We start from the raw sequence: 13,808 nt of genomic DNA, 5'->3' as shown, positions 1-13,808 counted from the left end.
CTCTCCTACTTTCCCGCCTCCACCCGGCGCTTGAGCGCGGCATGTTCGTCCGCAAGATCAGCATATTTGCGCTCCAGTTCCCGCAACTGCTCGAAGAGGCACGAAATGGCCTTTGCTTCCGGGTCAGGAAGCTTGCCGTGCTCGAAGTCAGCCTTCTTGGCCGGTTCATCGGCAGCCATGACCACCCGTCCCGGAATGCCGACCACCGTCGCGTTCGCCGGCACCTCCTTCACCACCACCGAGTTGGAGCCGATTTTTGCCCCCGCTCCCACGGTAAAGGGTCCGAGCACCTTGGCACCGGAACCGATGACCGCATTGCTCTCTATGGTAGGGTGGCGCTTCTTCTTCTCCAGGCTCACGCCGCCAAGGGTAACCCCGTGGTAGATGGTGACATCGTCGCCGATTTCAGCCGTCTCGCCGATCACCACACCCATGCCGTGGTCAATGAAAAGCCGCCGGCCGATGGTGGCACCGGGATGGATCTCGATGCCGGTACAGAAGCGCCCCATGTGCGAGAGGAAACGGCCTAAGAAAAAGAACTTGCGCAACCAGAACCAGTGGGCGAACCGATGGAACCAGATGGCGTGAAGGCCGGGGTAGCAGAAAAAGACCTCAACGCTGCTGCGGGCAGCAGGGTCCCGTTCTTTAACCGATTGAATGTCCTCATGCAGGCGTGCGAACATTGACGATCCTTCCCGGGGACAGAGTCCCCTCCGCGGGAGTGGAAACAGAACGAGTGCCGGCCTTCTCTGGCAGACACTCGTCTCACTGAATAGCTGTACATATGTCAGGTATCATACCTTACAAAATCTGTCAACTATAGTTTCCCTCACTCAAGGTTCCACTCTCCCCGCTCCCAGCGCTCAAGGGCCATGCCTGCCCGAAAACCCAAGAGACCCTCCTCGGCGGAAAGCCTGCGAAGCACGGCAATGGCACGCCCGGGGCAGTAGCGGAGCGAATAGACGGCCGCCATCCCTGCCACGGCCTTTCGGTCGCTGTCCACAAGGGCGAGGAGTTCTTCTCTCCCCACATCCCCCGCCAGCACTATTTCACGATAAAGCCCCTGGAGCACAAGCGCATGCCGGTTGGCCTTCTCCTCGTCCATGGCATCCATGGCCGCAGCATGGGCCTCGGCCGCGACAGCGAAACGGTGCAGAAGCCTTGTCAATCTTTCATCGATCATCGGATCCATCCAAAAAGAAAGGGGCTCAGCCACTGAAAGCAAAGCCCCTTCACGCCCATCCATTGGTGCCCGAAGCCGGGGTCGAACCGGCACAACACTAAGTGTCGAGGGATTTTAAGTCCCTTGTGTCTACCAATTCCACCATTCGGGCTAAAGGAATCTACTCTTCCTTGGTGTTGACCCGCTCGCGAAGCTCCTTGCCGGTCTTGAAGAACGGCGTTTTCTTGGCGGGGATCTTCACAACATCACCGCTCTTGGGATTTCTCGCTTCGCGGGCGCCGCGCTCTCGGACCGTGAAGCTGCCGAAGCCACGTATTTCCACCTTTTCGCCCCGCTTGAGCGCGTCGCTGATGCTGTCGAAAACAAGGTTCACTATCATCTCCGAATCCTTGCGGGTCAGCCACGTATTCTTCTCTGCCAACTGCTCTACCAGTTCACTTTTCGTCATTCATGCACTCCTTGCTGCAAGGTTCCGTGAGCCGGGCCAGCGGCCCGCCCCCCTCCTGCGGAAGTTCCGCCGGGATTGCATACCCGGCCGGCTCATGCTCATTCACGTTAACAGCACCAGCGCGATTAGTCGTTTCCGTCGCCGTTTTTCCGGAGCCCCACCTTGAGAAGCTCGCCGAGGTTGGACGTGGCCTCGCCCTGGGCCTGCATGTACGACTCGATCTCTGCTTTTTCAGCCGCCATCTGGAGAGACTTGATGGAAAGGGCGATTTTCTTTTCCGACTCATCGACGCTGAGCACCACCGCGTCAAGTTCGTCGCCGACATTGGTGAACTCCTTGGGAGATGCCACCTTTTCCCGTGAAAGTTCGGACACGTGAATAAGCCCTTCGATCCCTTCCTCGATCTCCAGGAAAACACCGAAGTCGGTGACCGACGTCACCTTCCCGTGAACACGGGTGCCGGGACGATACTTGACCGGAATCTCGCTCCAGGGATCAAGCTGAAGCTGCTTGATGCCGAGGGAGAGGCGCTCGTTCTCGGGGTCGATGTTCAGCACGACAGCCTGGACCGTCTGCCCCTTGGTGAACACTTCACCCGGGTGCTTGATCCGTTTTGTCCACGAGATGTCGGAGACATGGACAAGACCGTCGATCCCCTCTTCAATGCCGATAAAAACACCGAAGTCGGTGATGCTCTTGATCTGCCCCTCAAGCTTGGTGCCCACGGGGTACTTCTCTTCAAGCTGCGTCCAGGGGTTCACCTGCACCTGCTTGAGGCCGAGGGAGATGCGGCGGTTGCCCATATCGACACCGAGGACCACCGTTTCCACCTCGTCGCCCACGGTAAGGATTTCCGAGGGATGGCGCAGCCTGCGGGTCCACGACATCTCGGAGACATGGACAAGCCCCTCTACCCCGTCTTCCAGGGCGATAAATGCCCCGTAATCGGTCAGGCTCACAACCTTCCCCTTTACCCGGTCGCCCTGGTTGTACTTCTTCTCGACGGAGACCCAGGGGTCAGGGGTAACCTGCTTGAGGCCGAGGGAAATCTTCCCTTTTTCCTGGTCGTACTTGAGCACCTTGACATTCAGCTTGTCGCCCGGCTTGAGAATCTCGGAAGGATGCCCAAGGCGGCCCCACGACATATCGGTTACGTGGAGGAGGCCGTCAACACCGCCGATGTCCACAAAGGCGCCATAATCGGTAATATTCTTGACCACCCCTTCACGGATCTGCCCTTCGGCAAGGGTGGTGAGGGTCTCTTTGCGCGAAGACTCCCGTTCCTCCTCCATGAGTACCCTGCGGGAGAGAACGATATTGCCCCGCTTTTTGTTGAGCTTGAGAACCTTGAACCGGTCGGTGGTGCCGATGTATTTGTCGAGGTTGCCACCGGGCCGGAGATCGACCTGGGAGGCGGGAAGGAAAGCCTGAACGCCGATATCGACGGTAAGCCCACCCTTTACCTTACCGGTAATCTTTCCTTCGATGATGCCCCCTTCGCCGCCGGCTTCATCGATAACATCCCAGACGGCCAGACGCTCGGCCTTGCGCCGCGAGAGAACCGCATACCCCTTTTGGTTCTCCTTCCGCTCGAAGAGCGCCTTCACTTCGTCGCCAACCTTGACGGTCAGATTACCGTCTTCGCCAAGGAATTCGTCTATGGCAATGCACCCCTCGGACTTGTAGCCGATGTCGACAAGCACAAATTCATTGCTGATGTGAACGACCTTGCCGGTAACGACCTCTCCCACGCGGTGCTGCTTGATGCTCTCCTGGAAAAGCTCGGCAAACTCCCCCGACCCCCCGTGCTCCCCATCCTCCTCCACATCGACGAATCGCTTGATCGTCATGGCGTTGCGGTTCTTCATGTCCTTGTCTTCACTCATTAAAGCTGGCCTCCCTGAATCGTTTGTGGATTAGGATATGCAAACGTAACACATATCTATTTGAAAATTCAACTGGTTTTAGCACTATCTATCTCTCTGATCCGCTCGATCACCTCATCAATGAGCCACTTGGGAGTCGACGCTCCGGCGGTCACCCCCACCTTGGCCACGCCCCCGAACCAGGCAGGGTTGATCTCCTGGGCCGTCTCAATCTGATGGGTCCGGGGCTGGAGTTCAGCGCAGACCTCAGCAAGTCGTTTGGTATTGGCGCTGTTGTAGCCGCCGATAACGATCATGCAGTCAACCGTGCGGGCCAGGGCCGTCGCCTCTTGCTGGCGCACGGCCGTCGCATCGCAGATGGTGTTGAAGATGCGAATTTCGGCCCCCTTGCGAAGACATTCGAGGACTACATGCTTCAGGTTATCGAAAGATTGTGTGGTCTGGGCGACTATGCCGATCTTCTTCATCTTCGGCAACCGTGCCGCTTCCTCCTCAGACCCAACCACGTACACCTTCCCCTTGGCATAGGAAACAATCCCCTGGACCTCGGGATGATCGGCATCTCCCACGACAACCACTTCGTAACCGGCTTCGGAGAGATTCTGAACATTCTCTTGGGCCTTTTTGACAAAGGGACAGGTGGCATCGACGACTTCAAGTTCCTTCTGGACGGCCTCTTCCAACTCCTCCGAAGTCACGCCGTGGGAACGGACGATGATGGTCCCGTCGGTGATTTCGCCGAGTCCCTTGAGAACCTTAACCCCCATCTCCTCCAACCGATGCACCACCTGAGGCGAGTGGATTATGGGACCGAGTGAGTAGGTTTTCCCCTCTTTTTCGGCCGCCTCGAAGGCCATCTGGGTGGCCCGTTTAACGCCGAAGCAAAAGCCGGCCCGCTTGGCCAGAATTATTTCCATATGATTGAGACTCCAGAGTGTTCTTTTCTCATTGGTGTTTCAGGGGGTGCAGACACTGCGGACCTGCTCCTTTTCCCGGACCATACCCTCCATGAGGGCAACCACCTGATCTATGGAAAGGCCGGTCGAATCGACGTCTATGGCGTCATCGGCTCGCCTGAGGGGAGCATGCTCGCGCCCCGAATCCTGTTTATCCCTCAGGGCGACGGCAGAAACCGTGTCTTCCAAGGTGACATTCTCACCCTTGGCCGTCAACTCGAGCCAGCGGCGTCGCCCGCGCTCCTCCACCGACGCGGAGAGGAAAAATTTGACATCAGCATTGGGAAATACCACGGTGCCGATGTCCCGCCCCTCCAGGATCACGCCCCCTTCATTCCCCATGCGGCGCTGGAGCGTCAGAAGAAAATCCCGCACGACCTTGCGGGCCGAGATGGCCGATGTCAGAGAGCTGATTTCCGGCGTCCTTATGGCTTCGGTCACATCCTCGCCGTTGACGATGACGCGACAGCAGCCGTTGTTGCGAAAAAAATCGATCTCGATCCCACGGCACAACCGCTCAAGGGACTCGTCATCGGCACCGTCAAGGCCTGCCCGTTTCGCAACGAGAGCCACTGCCCGGAACATGGCGCCGGTGTCGATGTGGACATAGCCGAGGCGGTCGGCAAGACGCTTGGTAATGGTGCTCTTCCCTGCGCCGGAGGGTCCGTCGATGGCGATGATGAGGCCCCGTCTTCCCACGCCGCTCACCGGGCCGCAACCTTTTCGAGCAGCGGGAAGAACGTGGGGAACGACGTACCTATACACTCGGTGTCGGTGACGGTTATATCCCCCACTGCCGTGAGGCCAGCGATGAGCATCGACATGGCGATCCGGTGATCGCCGAAGCTCTCCACGGTGCCTGCGGCAATCTGCTCCGCCCCTTCGATATCCATGCCATCTTCGGTTTCGGTGACCGTTACACCTACCGCCCGCAGGTTGGTGGCCATGGCGGCAATCCGGTCGGTCTCCTTGACACGGAGTTCCCGGGCCTCCCTGACGACAGTGCGCCCCTCGGCCACGGCAGCGGCGACGCAGATGACGGGAAATTCATCGATGGCCCGGGGGACCACCTCGCCGGCAATCTCAATCCCCTTGAGGCGAGATGAGCGCACCAGAATATCGGCAACCGGCTCTCCGGAAACCTCCCGCTGGTCAAGCAACTCCAGGGAGCCCCCCATGGCGGTCAGGATGTCGATGATGCCGGTGCGTGTCGGGTTCACTCCGACCCCGCGGATGAGAAGTTCGGAGCCCGGGACGATGAGGGCCGCCACCATGAAGAAGGCGGCAGACGAGATGTCTCCGGGGACTATGATGTCCCGCCCTTCCAACTCCCTGCCGCCGCGGACGACAACTCCGGCGGGGCCGTTCTCGATATCGGCACCGAAGTGGCGAAACATCCGCTCCGAGTGATCCCGGGAAAGGTGCGGCTCGGTTACCCGCGTCTCACCTTCTGCGTAGAGCCCGGCCAGCATGAGCGCCGACTTCACCTGGGCACTCGCGACGGACGAGGTGTAGGAGATCCCTTTCAGGTCCCGCCCGACAATGGCAAGGGGCGCCTTTTCCCCTCCTTCACGGCCATGGATGCAGGCCCCCATCCGTGAGAGGGGCTCCACCACCCGCCGCATGGGACGGCGCCGCAGGTACTGGTCGCCGGACAGCACCGAGTAGAACCGCTGGGGAGCCAGAAGGCCGGTCAGAAGCCGCATGGAGGTCCCGGAATTGCCGCAGTCAAGGACGTCCGTCGGTTCCGCGAGGCCACGAAGTCCCTTTCCGGCGATGCGGAGTGTCTCGCCATCGTCATCAATGACAACTCCCATGGCCCGGAAGGCGTTCAGGGTGGCAATATTGTCCTCGCCCCGGAGAAAGCCGCGCACCGTGGTTTCCCCGCGGGCAATGGAACCGAGCATTATGGAACGGTGGGATATGGACTTGTCGCCGGGAACCGTGATCTCGCCACGGATCCCCTTGGCCGGCCGAACGGTATAGCTCTGCACGATTAACCACCTTGGCTGAGATTTAGGAGCTGCCTTCCCTACAGAATAGCGTCTCTGCTTTCCTTCGATTCCCGGAAGAAGCGTTCGAGCCCAGGGGCGTCGGCCGCTGCCACCAACTCCCGGAGTCTCGCAAAGTATGCGGCAAAATGGTCCATCATTTCGATGACCGCTTCCCGATTCATGAGGGCGATGTCCCGCCACATGGCCGGGTCCGACGAGGCTATCCGGGTGAAGTCGCGGAACCCGCCGGCGGAGTAACGAAGGATACTCTCCTCGAAGCGATCGTACCCTTCAACGGCATTAACAAGAGCATAGGCAACCATGTGGGGGAGATGGGAAATGGCCGCAACCACCCGGTCGTGCTTCTCCGTATCCATGATGACCACTTCGGAACCGGCGACCTCCCACATCCGCACCACCTTGGCAAGGGCATCCTGACTGGTACGGGGGGTAAGGGTCACGATGCAGCGCTTTCCCACATAGAGGGAGGAAAACGACGCTTCCACACCCGAGTGCTCAGTGCCGGCGATGGGGTGTCCGCCGACGAAATGAACCCCCTTCGGCATGAGGGGTTCGCAGGCGGAAACAATCTCTTCCTTCACGCTCCCCCCGTCGGTCACTACGCAACCGGGAGCCAGATGGGGGGCAATCTCAGCCGTTATGGAAGGAATGGAGCAGACCGGCGTGGCCAGAAAAACGACGTCAGCCCCCTCGACGCCGGCTGCAGAATCCAGGGAGTACCGGTCGATAACCCCAAGTTCCACCGCCTTGCGCAGGTTTGCCTCGCCGCGCCCGATTCCGACAATTTCCCCAACCGCCCCCTTCTCCCGCAGGATGCGGGCCAGGGAGCCGCCGATGAGGCCAACGCCGATGATGGCTAATCTATGGATGAAGGGCATTGTTTCCAACGGCTATTTCGCCCGGGGGTATGATCCGAGGATCTTGACAAACTGGCAGTAGTTCTTCAGTTCCTGGACCGCATCGGACACCACCGGATCTGAGATGTGGCCGGCCAGATCGAGGAAAAAGATGTACTCCCAGGCCTTTTTCTTGAGGGGGCGCGACTCGATCTTGGACAGGTTGACCCCCCGTTTGGCAAAGGGCTCCAGCATCCGGTGGAGGATTCCCGGCTCGTCCTTGACCGAAAACATGAGAGAGGTCTTGTCGTCGCCGCACCGATCTGCCATTTTCCGCCCCACAACCAGGAAGCGGGTGAAGTTGTTCACCTGGTCCTCGATTCTGTGGCGCACCACCTTCAGATCATACAGCGTCGCGGCAAACTCGCTGGCAATAGCGGCGGCGGTGTAATCCTCCCCGACGATCTGGGCCGCCAGGGCCGTGGAGGCCACATCCACCACCGGCACCCCCGGCAGGTTCTCGTCGAGCCAGTTGCGGCACTGGGCTATGGCTTGGGGGTGGGAGTAAACTTTTTTCACATCATCAAGGCGGCCGGTGCGGGAGAGGAGGTCATGGGAAACCTCCAGGAGAACCTCTGCGTTGATCTTGAGATCGCTCTCCATGAACATGTCGAGGGTGTGGGAAACCATACCCTCGGTGGAGTTTTCCACCGGCACCACGCCATAGAGGGAGCGCCCCTTGCTGACCTCCTCGAAGACCGCAGGGATAGACTTCTGGGGGACGAGCTCCGCCGACAGACCGAAATGCTGCAGGGAAGCGAGATGGGTGAACGTCGCCTTGGGGCCGAGAAAGGCAACCTTCATGGGGGATTCGAGGGAGAGGGACGCTGAGATGATCTCCCGGAAGACGCTTCTGATCGCCTCGTTGGGAAAGGGTCCCGGGTTTCCGGCCGTAAGCCGCTCGTAGATCTCCCGCTCCCGGCTCGGCACGTGAAAGTCACGGTTCTCCCCCGCCTTGACCTTGCCGACCTCTATGACCAGCCGGGAGCGACGGTTGAGAAGAACCAGAATTTCGTCATCTATCGCGTCGATATCACGACGCAGCTCTTGGAGCGTTTTCATGGTGCGTAGGGACCATCCGGTGGGGAGTAAGCGGACATGCCGTGGAGGGGGTACTGTATAGGAAAGGGGGTAAAAATGCAAACCTTTTCTGGTTTACACAAACGTCATTTCAAACAGACCTTGCGCACCTCGTGGATGTCGGTGAGACCCTGGAATACCTTGAGTATGCCGTCCTGGCGAAGGGTCGTCATCCCTTCGTCCATGGCCAGGCGGCGGATAAGTTCGGTTTCAGACCGCTTTTTTATCAGACTTCTCAGACTATCCGTACATTCGAGCACCTCGTGGATACCGAGGCGGCCGCGGTAACCGGTCTGGCCACAGGAAGGGCACCCCACGGCCCGGGCAAGGACGAGTTCGTTTCCCACGAGGCCGGTGGCGGCGAACTGCTCCTCACCGTACTCCGCGATGATCTCAGCAAGCTCCTGCCTGTCGGGGCGGTAGATCTCCCGGCACTCCTCGCAGAGACGCCGGGCCAGGCGCTGGGCAACGATACAGATGAGCGAATCGGAAAAGCTGAACGGATCAAGCCCGATCTCCAGAAGGCGTGTCACCGTTTCGGGGGCCGAGTTGGTATGAAGCGTGGAAAGGACCAGGTGCCCGGTCAGGGAAGCCTCCACGGCGATGGAGGCGGTTTCTTCGTCCCGCATTTCCCCCAGGGGTCGAGCCGCAGGAACGAACGAAGCGCCGCCGGAAAGGTGAGGCCAATCCGGGGGTTGACCTGCACCTGCCGCAGTCCCTTCTGAGTGATCTCCACCGGGTCCTCGGCAGTCCAGATCTTCACCTCGGGACTGTTTATCCGAGAAATCGCCGCGTGGAGCGTGGTGGTTTTGCCGCTCCCCGTTGGCCCCACCACGAGAACCAGGCCGTAGGGCTTGCTTACGGCCTCGCTGAAGATGCGCATGTTCCGTTCGGTCAGGCCCAGCTTATCAAAGGAAAAGGTCTCGCCGGTATTGACGAGCCGGATCACCACATCCTCCAACCCGCCGGCAGTGGGCATGGTGGCGATGCGAAGCTCCATGTCGAGGGGACCGAACTTCTTGAAATTGATCTTTCCGTCCTGGGGCTTGCGCTTTTCGGCAATGTCGAGCTCAGCCATGATCTTGAGGCGGGAAGGAATCGCGTACTTGTAGCGGTAGGGTATGCGCTGGTAGACCTTGCATCTGCCGTCAACCCGCATCCGGACAACAATATCGTTCTTGCCGTGGTACGGCTCGATATGAATGTCGGAGGCGCGGCTCTGATGCGCGTCAAAGATGATCTTGTTGACGAGCTTCACAATGATGCTGTCACGCTCGGATACCTTCTTGACCTCGTCCTCGATGTCGGGTTCGTCGTCGGCATTGGCGCCCAGGATTTCCGAGATGCTCCCCGGCCCGATCTCAAGGTCAGCCTCATCAAAGGTGGCAGCAGAACTGGCAGAAGTCCGGTAGAGGCGCTGCTGGGCCTTGAGGATTTCACTCTCCACGGCGATAACGGGAATGATCCGCGCTCGGATGCTCTGCTCAAGATCCTTCAGCTCCTGGAGCTTGATCGGATAGGCCATTGCCAGGGTCAGGGTATTGCCGATTTTGGCGATGGGGACAATCCGCTGTTTCTGGGCGTAGGAGGGGTTGATGTAGCGGGCAAGCTCCGCTTCGATCTCAAGGGTATTGATGTGCACGAAAGACAGATCGTACTGGATTGCCACCGCCTTGGCGAGGGGCTCCTCCTCCACAAGGCGAAGCTTGCGCAGTGCCCTGGCGAGGGGGATGCCGTCCCGCTTGGCGACCTCGCGGGCCTGACCAAGACGTTCCTGGTCGATGAGCCGCTCACGCAAGAGGATATCGCCAAGCTTCTGGCGCTTTCCGGTCTGTTCGAGGATATAGGAAAGATCGCTTTCGGTAAGGAAGCCGAGCTTGCAGAGGAGCTGCCCCACGGGCTGATCGGGAAAGACCTTCTGAAGTTCCAGAGCCTCCCGCAGCTGATCTTCGGTAATCAGCCGGTTTTCAACAAGTATCTCTCCGACCTTCTTTACGGACATGGCAGCAGGGAACCCTCTTTAATGGGAAATGACCGAGTAGCCGCTGTAATCGAGGAGATCCCTGAAGAGCGGATCGAGCTCGACATTGGTGAGAAAGACCGACTCCCCCTCTGCCCCATGGGCACGCATGCGGACCCCCGACATCTGGATGCCGTAGGGCGCATCCCGGTACTGGAGGAGATCGTGCTGGGCGAAGACGCCGGGAAGCCGCAGCCTGGCCAGGAGTTTTTCGGAAACCTTCCGGAAGTCGTCCTTCGGGTCAAGGACAACGACCCGATATCCCCGGGTCTCAAGGAGTCTCGTCAGGGTATAGGAAACCGGATCTCCGTCAAAGTAGCTTACGACATACCGGTCGCGCCCGTCCTCGAAGTAGCGGTCGGCCCGCACTTCGAGCCTGAGCCCACCGTCGGCCATCCCGTAGAGCTCTACGCTGCGGTCAGCCTCGTAGCGCACGTTGAGTGCCCGCAGGAGACCATCGACGATCCCCCGGGTATCGTGGGCAGTGATCTGGTGAAGGGTCCGCCCGCCACGGGGCAATGCCTGATCACCGGTGGGGAAAGGCTCCAGAACCTGAAACCCCTCGCGGCGAAGGAACTGAACCAGAACCGGCGGCATGCCGCGCCGGTACTCCTCGACGCTCATCAGCACCACATCGTGGTTCAGGACGCTTTCCGGGGTCTTTTCGATCTTAAAATCAGCGTTGACCGTCAGCTTGGGATCGGCGCCAAACGAGAGGGCGACATTGTCCGCCACCGAATAGAAGCGGGCGCCTTCCAGAAGCGACGCCATGAAGCGCTTGCGGTTGCGGGGACTCTCGGAAACGATGCGCACCGACGGATCCTTCTCCTCGATGAGGGATCTCACGAGAGGAGGAATCTTCCCCCCGGCATCCACAAGCACCCTTCCCCCGTCTGCCGCGGGGAACGAGGGGAATGATTCCGGGTCAAGGGACAGGGAAAAGTTTTTGTCTTCGATGGAAATCGGCCGAGAGGATACCGGCCGGGAAGGGACAAGACCGCCCCAGACTTGACGAACCGCGTCGAGATTGGCCGGTTCTTGCGCGAGGGCGAGATTCATCATCCGCATGGTGTGACCCGCCGACTTCCCGTCACTGCCGGCTGAGGCTGCGGCAAGAGACTCGGGCCTTTTCTCTCCAGCACCGTCAGTCCTTGCGGGCGCGCCGCGGACAATCTTCGACTCCTTCCGCTCAGCCACATCGGCATGTTCGCGCCGGTGCGTCAGCGGGATGCGCAAAGACTGCCCCGCATGGAGTCTCCTGATATCCGTGATTCCGTTAAGACGCTTCACTTCGGGCACGAGGGCTTCGGCCTCGGCATTGGAAAGACCGTACTCCTTCATGAGGATTTTGAAAATGTGGTCCCCCGGCTTAACGGTATAGCTAGACGCCCCGGTCGCCGAACGTGCCGCTTTTCGAACCGGCCGTTCCTCCCGTTCCTTGGCAGGTGATTCAGCGGTCTTGTCAAGAAAACGCGGATCGAGCTCAAAGCGAGGGTCAATAGCGCGCACCTGCGTCGGCAGAGCGCCGAAGGCCAGCATCGCGAGTGCGATGGCAACAGCTTGTCGAGGGGGGGTAGCTAACATTGCATCTCCCGTTTCCAAGTACTTGTATGAATTGTTATGGGAAGAACCGAAAAAGTCTCCCCCGTGTATCAATGAAAAATTGCGATTGTAAAGCTCTGGCCGTGAGAACAGGGGCAGGCCAGTGATTATCCCGGGGCACCATGCCTCAGCTGAGAGTTACAACCACCCCCCGGACGCCCCCCCCTTTGCGGTAGATGACGACCTCGCCCTTTCCGTCAACCTTACCTATCTGACGCAGGTATCCCCCCTTTTTCGTTTGGGATGATACGGCGCCGAGGCGTTCGCTCCCTGTCAATTCCCGGACAACGGCAACAACAAGGGTTTCGGGGACCGCCTTGCCACGGAGAGCAATGACCTGCACCGCCTTCAGGCGGCCATTCTCACGGAAAAGACGGTACTCTATTCCCTTGTCGACATATCGCTCCCAACCGGGATGGACCTTACCAAAACCCTCATCCCTCCCCGATGCGGGGATAAAAGAAGGAAGCGCCACCGGAGCAGTCTTCTGGGTAATAGCCTTTGCAGGAGGAGCCAACGCAGACGAAGTCCGGGTCGGGGCCGGTTTCATGGCTTCCGGTTTTGGGGAAGATTTTTTCTTATTCCCTTCCCCCTTCAGCAGTAATGCCCCGCCCACCATCGCGCCAATGAGGAGCACCACAATGGCGACAGCCCATGCGGTGAGACGCTGCCCTGTTGCCCCTCCGGATTCCCGGTCCGGCGGAGGAATGGTTACCCACTCCGCTTTTGACTCTTTAGTCCTCTCCGCGCTGAAGTCGGCCATGGATGCGGCGGATCTCTCATTGGAAGATTCGACCGTTTGAAGCGGAGCTGGCTGACGTAAGGGGGCTGGTTTCGGCTCCGCTTCGCGCAGGGGAGTCAGTGGCGGAGGAGGGGTGGCCGGGGTCGAGAGAACCTGTTCAGAAAAGGCAGACTGGGTGGTGGCGGACTCTTCGATAATCGACGGCATCACGTTCCGAAGTTCGGCCCCTGGCGAAGGCATCACAGGACAGGTTGTTTCCACTCCCCTGCCGACCAGGACCTGCGAGACATCCGGTGAAGAATCACTTTCTTCCCTCCCCGCAACTTCGGAGCGCATCTCTTGACAGGGTGGCTGAACGGCATGGGGAACGGCATCCCCGGGCGCCTCCCAATCAAAGGGCTCAACCTCTCCAGAAGAAGATGCGGGGTGGTCCGACACATTAGGGGGAGCAGCGGCGACGTTTCCAGCATGAGGGGTCGGCACGTCATTCGTTTCAATCCGGAGATCGGGGGCGATCTCCATCAGCCGAAGCTTAAACTGATCAGCAAGCTCTGCCTGCGGAAGAGAGAAATCGACTGCATCATCGAACCATTTTTTCACTCCCTGCGTCGGCAGTGGTGCTGTATGTATGAGCACAATGCGGGGTGCATCACCACGGAGGAGGGTCTTTATGTGGCGCGCAACGGTCTCACCGGATATTCCCGAGATGTCACCCTGGATAAAGACTGCAGAGGGCCTGTTGTCAAACACCTCCTTGAGCCCCTGGTCGAAATCGGTAGCGAGCCTCATTCTGGCCTTGAGCTGAGACTGCACCCGGGCAATGAAGTCAGGAACCCGGGTATCGTCGGAGATGAAGAGTATCGTTATCATCGTATTCCCTGAGTGTCCGTCACTGGCATGGGCCAGCTAGCGACATTGACAACTAACGGCTCCTTGGCGCTACGAATTCGGCACGTAAATTAAGTTGCCATTAATACCCA

The 13,808-nt window shown here is 59.4% G+C and carries 11 protein-coding genes, 1 tRNA gene and 1 pseudogene; all 13 read right to left on the bottom strand.

The genetic code is table 11. The features are described from left to right. Positions 1 to 5 precede the first annotated feature (5 nt). On the bottom strand, positions 6 to 683 hold the full coding sequence (gene cysE, locus KI811_RS12455) for a serine O-acetyltransferase (RefSeq protein ID WP_214186803.1): 678 nt from the start codon (positions 681 to 683) through the stop codon (positions 6 to 8). Between the two features lie 146 nt (positions 684 to 829). Then, on the bottom strand, positions 830 to 1,183 hold the full coding sequence (locus tag KI811_RS12450) for a hypothetical protein (RefSeq protein ID WP_214186802.1): 354 nt from the start codon (positions 1,181 to 1,183) through the stop codon (positions 830 to 832). 63 nt (positions 1,184 to 1,246) lie between these two features. After that, positions 1,247 to 1,334, bottom strand: a tRNA-Leu gene (locus KI811_RS12445). 9 nt (positions 1,335 to 1,343) lie between these two features. Then, complete coding sequence (locus KI811_RS12440; RefSeq protein WP_004513014.1) at positions 1,344 to 1,631, bottom strand: integration host factor subunit beta; 288 nt, start codon at positions 1,629 to 1,631, stop codon at positions 1,344 to 1,346. A gap of 125 nt (positions 1,632 to 1,756) precedes the next feature. Beyond that, positions 1,757 to 3,517, bottom strand: a complete 1,761-nt coding sequence (locus KI811_RS12435) for a 30S ribosomal protein S1 (protein WP_214186801.1) — start codon at positions 3,515 to 3,517, stop codon at positions 1,757 to 1,759. Between the two features lie 68 nt (positions 3,518 to 3,585). Next, a complete protein-coding gene (locus KI811_RS12430) occupies positions 3,586 to 4,434 on the bottom strand; it encodes a 4-hydroxy-3-methylbut-2-enyl diphosphate reductase (RefSeq protein WP_214186800.1) in 849 nt (282 codons plus the stop codon). A 39-nt stretch (positions 4,435 to 4,473) separates the two neighbouring features. Then, the gene (cmk, locus tag KI811_RS12425) at positions 4,474 to 5,181 is read right to left on the bottom strand and encodes a (d)CMP kinase (protein ID WP_214186799.1); all 708 of its coding nucleotides are present in this window, start codon (positions 5,179 to 5,181) and stop codon (positions 4,474 to 4,476) included. Beyond that, positions 5,178 to 6,467, bottom strand: a complete 1,290-nt coding sequence (gene aroA, locus KI811_RS12420; RefSeq protein ID WP_214186798.1) for a 3-phosphoshikimate 1-carboxyvinyltransferase — start codon at positions 6,465 to 6,467, stop codon at positions 5,178 to 5,180. Before aroA ends, cmk begins: the two co-directional genes overlap by 4 nt. A 38-nt stretch (positions 6,468 to 6,505) precedes the next feature. Then, positions 6,506 to 7,366, bottom strand: a complete 861-nt coding sequence (locus tag KI811_RS12415) for a prephenate dehydrogenase (protein ID WP_214186848.1) — start codon at positions 7,364 to 7,366, stop codon at positions 6,506 to 6,508. A 12-nt stretch (positions 7,367 to 7,378) separates the two neighbouring features. After that, the gene (gene pheA, locus KI811_RS12410; protein ID WP_214186797.1) at positions 7,379 to 8,446 is read right to left on the bottom strand and encodes a prephenate dehydratase; all 1,068 of its coding nucleotides are present in this window, start codon (positions 8,444 to 8,446) and stop codon (positions 7,379 to 7,381) included. A 104-nt stretch (positions 8,447 to 8,550) separates the two neighbouring features. Further along, a pseudogene (locus KI811_RS12405) lies at positions 8,551 to 10,466 on the bottom strand (GspE/PulE family protein). Between the two features lie 18 nt (positions 10,467 to 10,484). Further along, positions 10,485 to 12,068 carry a LysM peptidoglycan-binding domain-containing protein gene (locus KI811_RS12400; RefSeq protein ID WP_214186796.1) on the bottom strand — a complete coding sequence of 528 codons (1,584 nt, stop codon included), beginning with the start codon at positions 12,066 to 12,068 and terminating at the stop codon, positions 10,485 to 10,487. 145 nt (positions 12,069 to 12,213) lie between these two features. Further along, the gene (locus tag KI811_RS12395) at positions 12,214 to 13,698 is read right to left on the bottom strand and encodes a hypothetical protein (protein WP_214186795.1); all 1,485 of its coding nucleotides are present in this window, start codon (positions 13,696 to 13,698) and stop codon (positions 12,214 to 12,216) included. Positions 13,699 to 13,808: the final 110 nt, after the last annotated feature.

The sequence above is a fragment of the Geobacter hydrogenophilus genome (assembly GCF_018501225.1).
Lineage (GTDB): Bacteria > Desulfobacterota > Desulfuromonadia > Geobacterales > Geobacteraceae > Geobacter > Geobacter hydrogenophilus.
This window is presented reverse-complemented; position numbering and strand designations above follow the sequence as displayed.

Coding starts and splice junctions, on each gene's coding strand:
- KI811_RS12415 (WP_214186848.1), bottom strand. CDS start 7,366: ATGCCCTTCATCCATAGATTAGCCATCATCGGCGTTGGCCTCATCGGC.
- KI811_RS12400 (WP_214186796.1), bottom strand. CDS start 12,068: ATGTTAGCTACCCCCCCTCGACAAGCTGTTGCCATCGCACTCGCGATG.
- KI811_RS12395 (WP_214186795.1), bottom strand. CDS start 13,698: ATGATAACGATACTCTTCATCTCCGACGATACCCGGGTTCCTGACTTC.
- KI811_RS12450 (WP_214186802.1), bottom strand. CDS start 1,183: ATGATCGATGAAAGATTGACAAGGCTTCTGCACCGTTTCGCTGTCGCG.
- cysE (WP_214186803.1), bottom strand. CDS start 683: ATGTTCGCACGCCTGCATGAGGACATTCAATCGGTTAAAGAACGGGAC.
- KI811_RS12430 (WP_214186800.1), bottom strand. CDS start 4,434: ATGGAAATAATTCTGGCCAAGCGGGCCGGCTTTTGCTTCGGCGTTAAA.
- pheA (WP_214186797.1), bottom strand. CDS start 8,446: ATGAAAACGCTCCAAGAGCTGCGTCGTGATATCGACGCGATAGATGAC.
- KI811_RS12435 (WP_214186801.1), bottom strand. CDS start 3,517: ATGAGTGAAGACAAGGACATGAAGAACCGCAACGCCATGACGATCAAG.
- KI811_RS12440 (WP_004513014.1), bottom strand. CDS start 1,631: ATGACGAAAAGTGAACTGGTAGAGCAGTTGGCAGAGAAGAATACGTGG.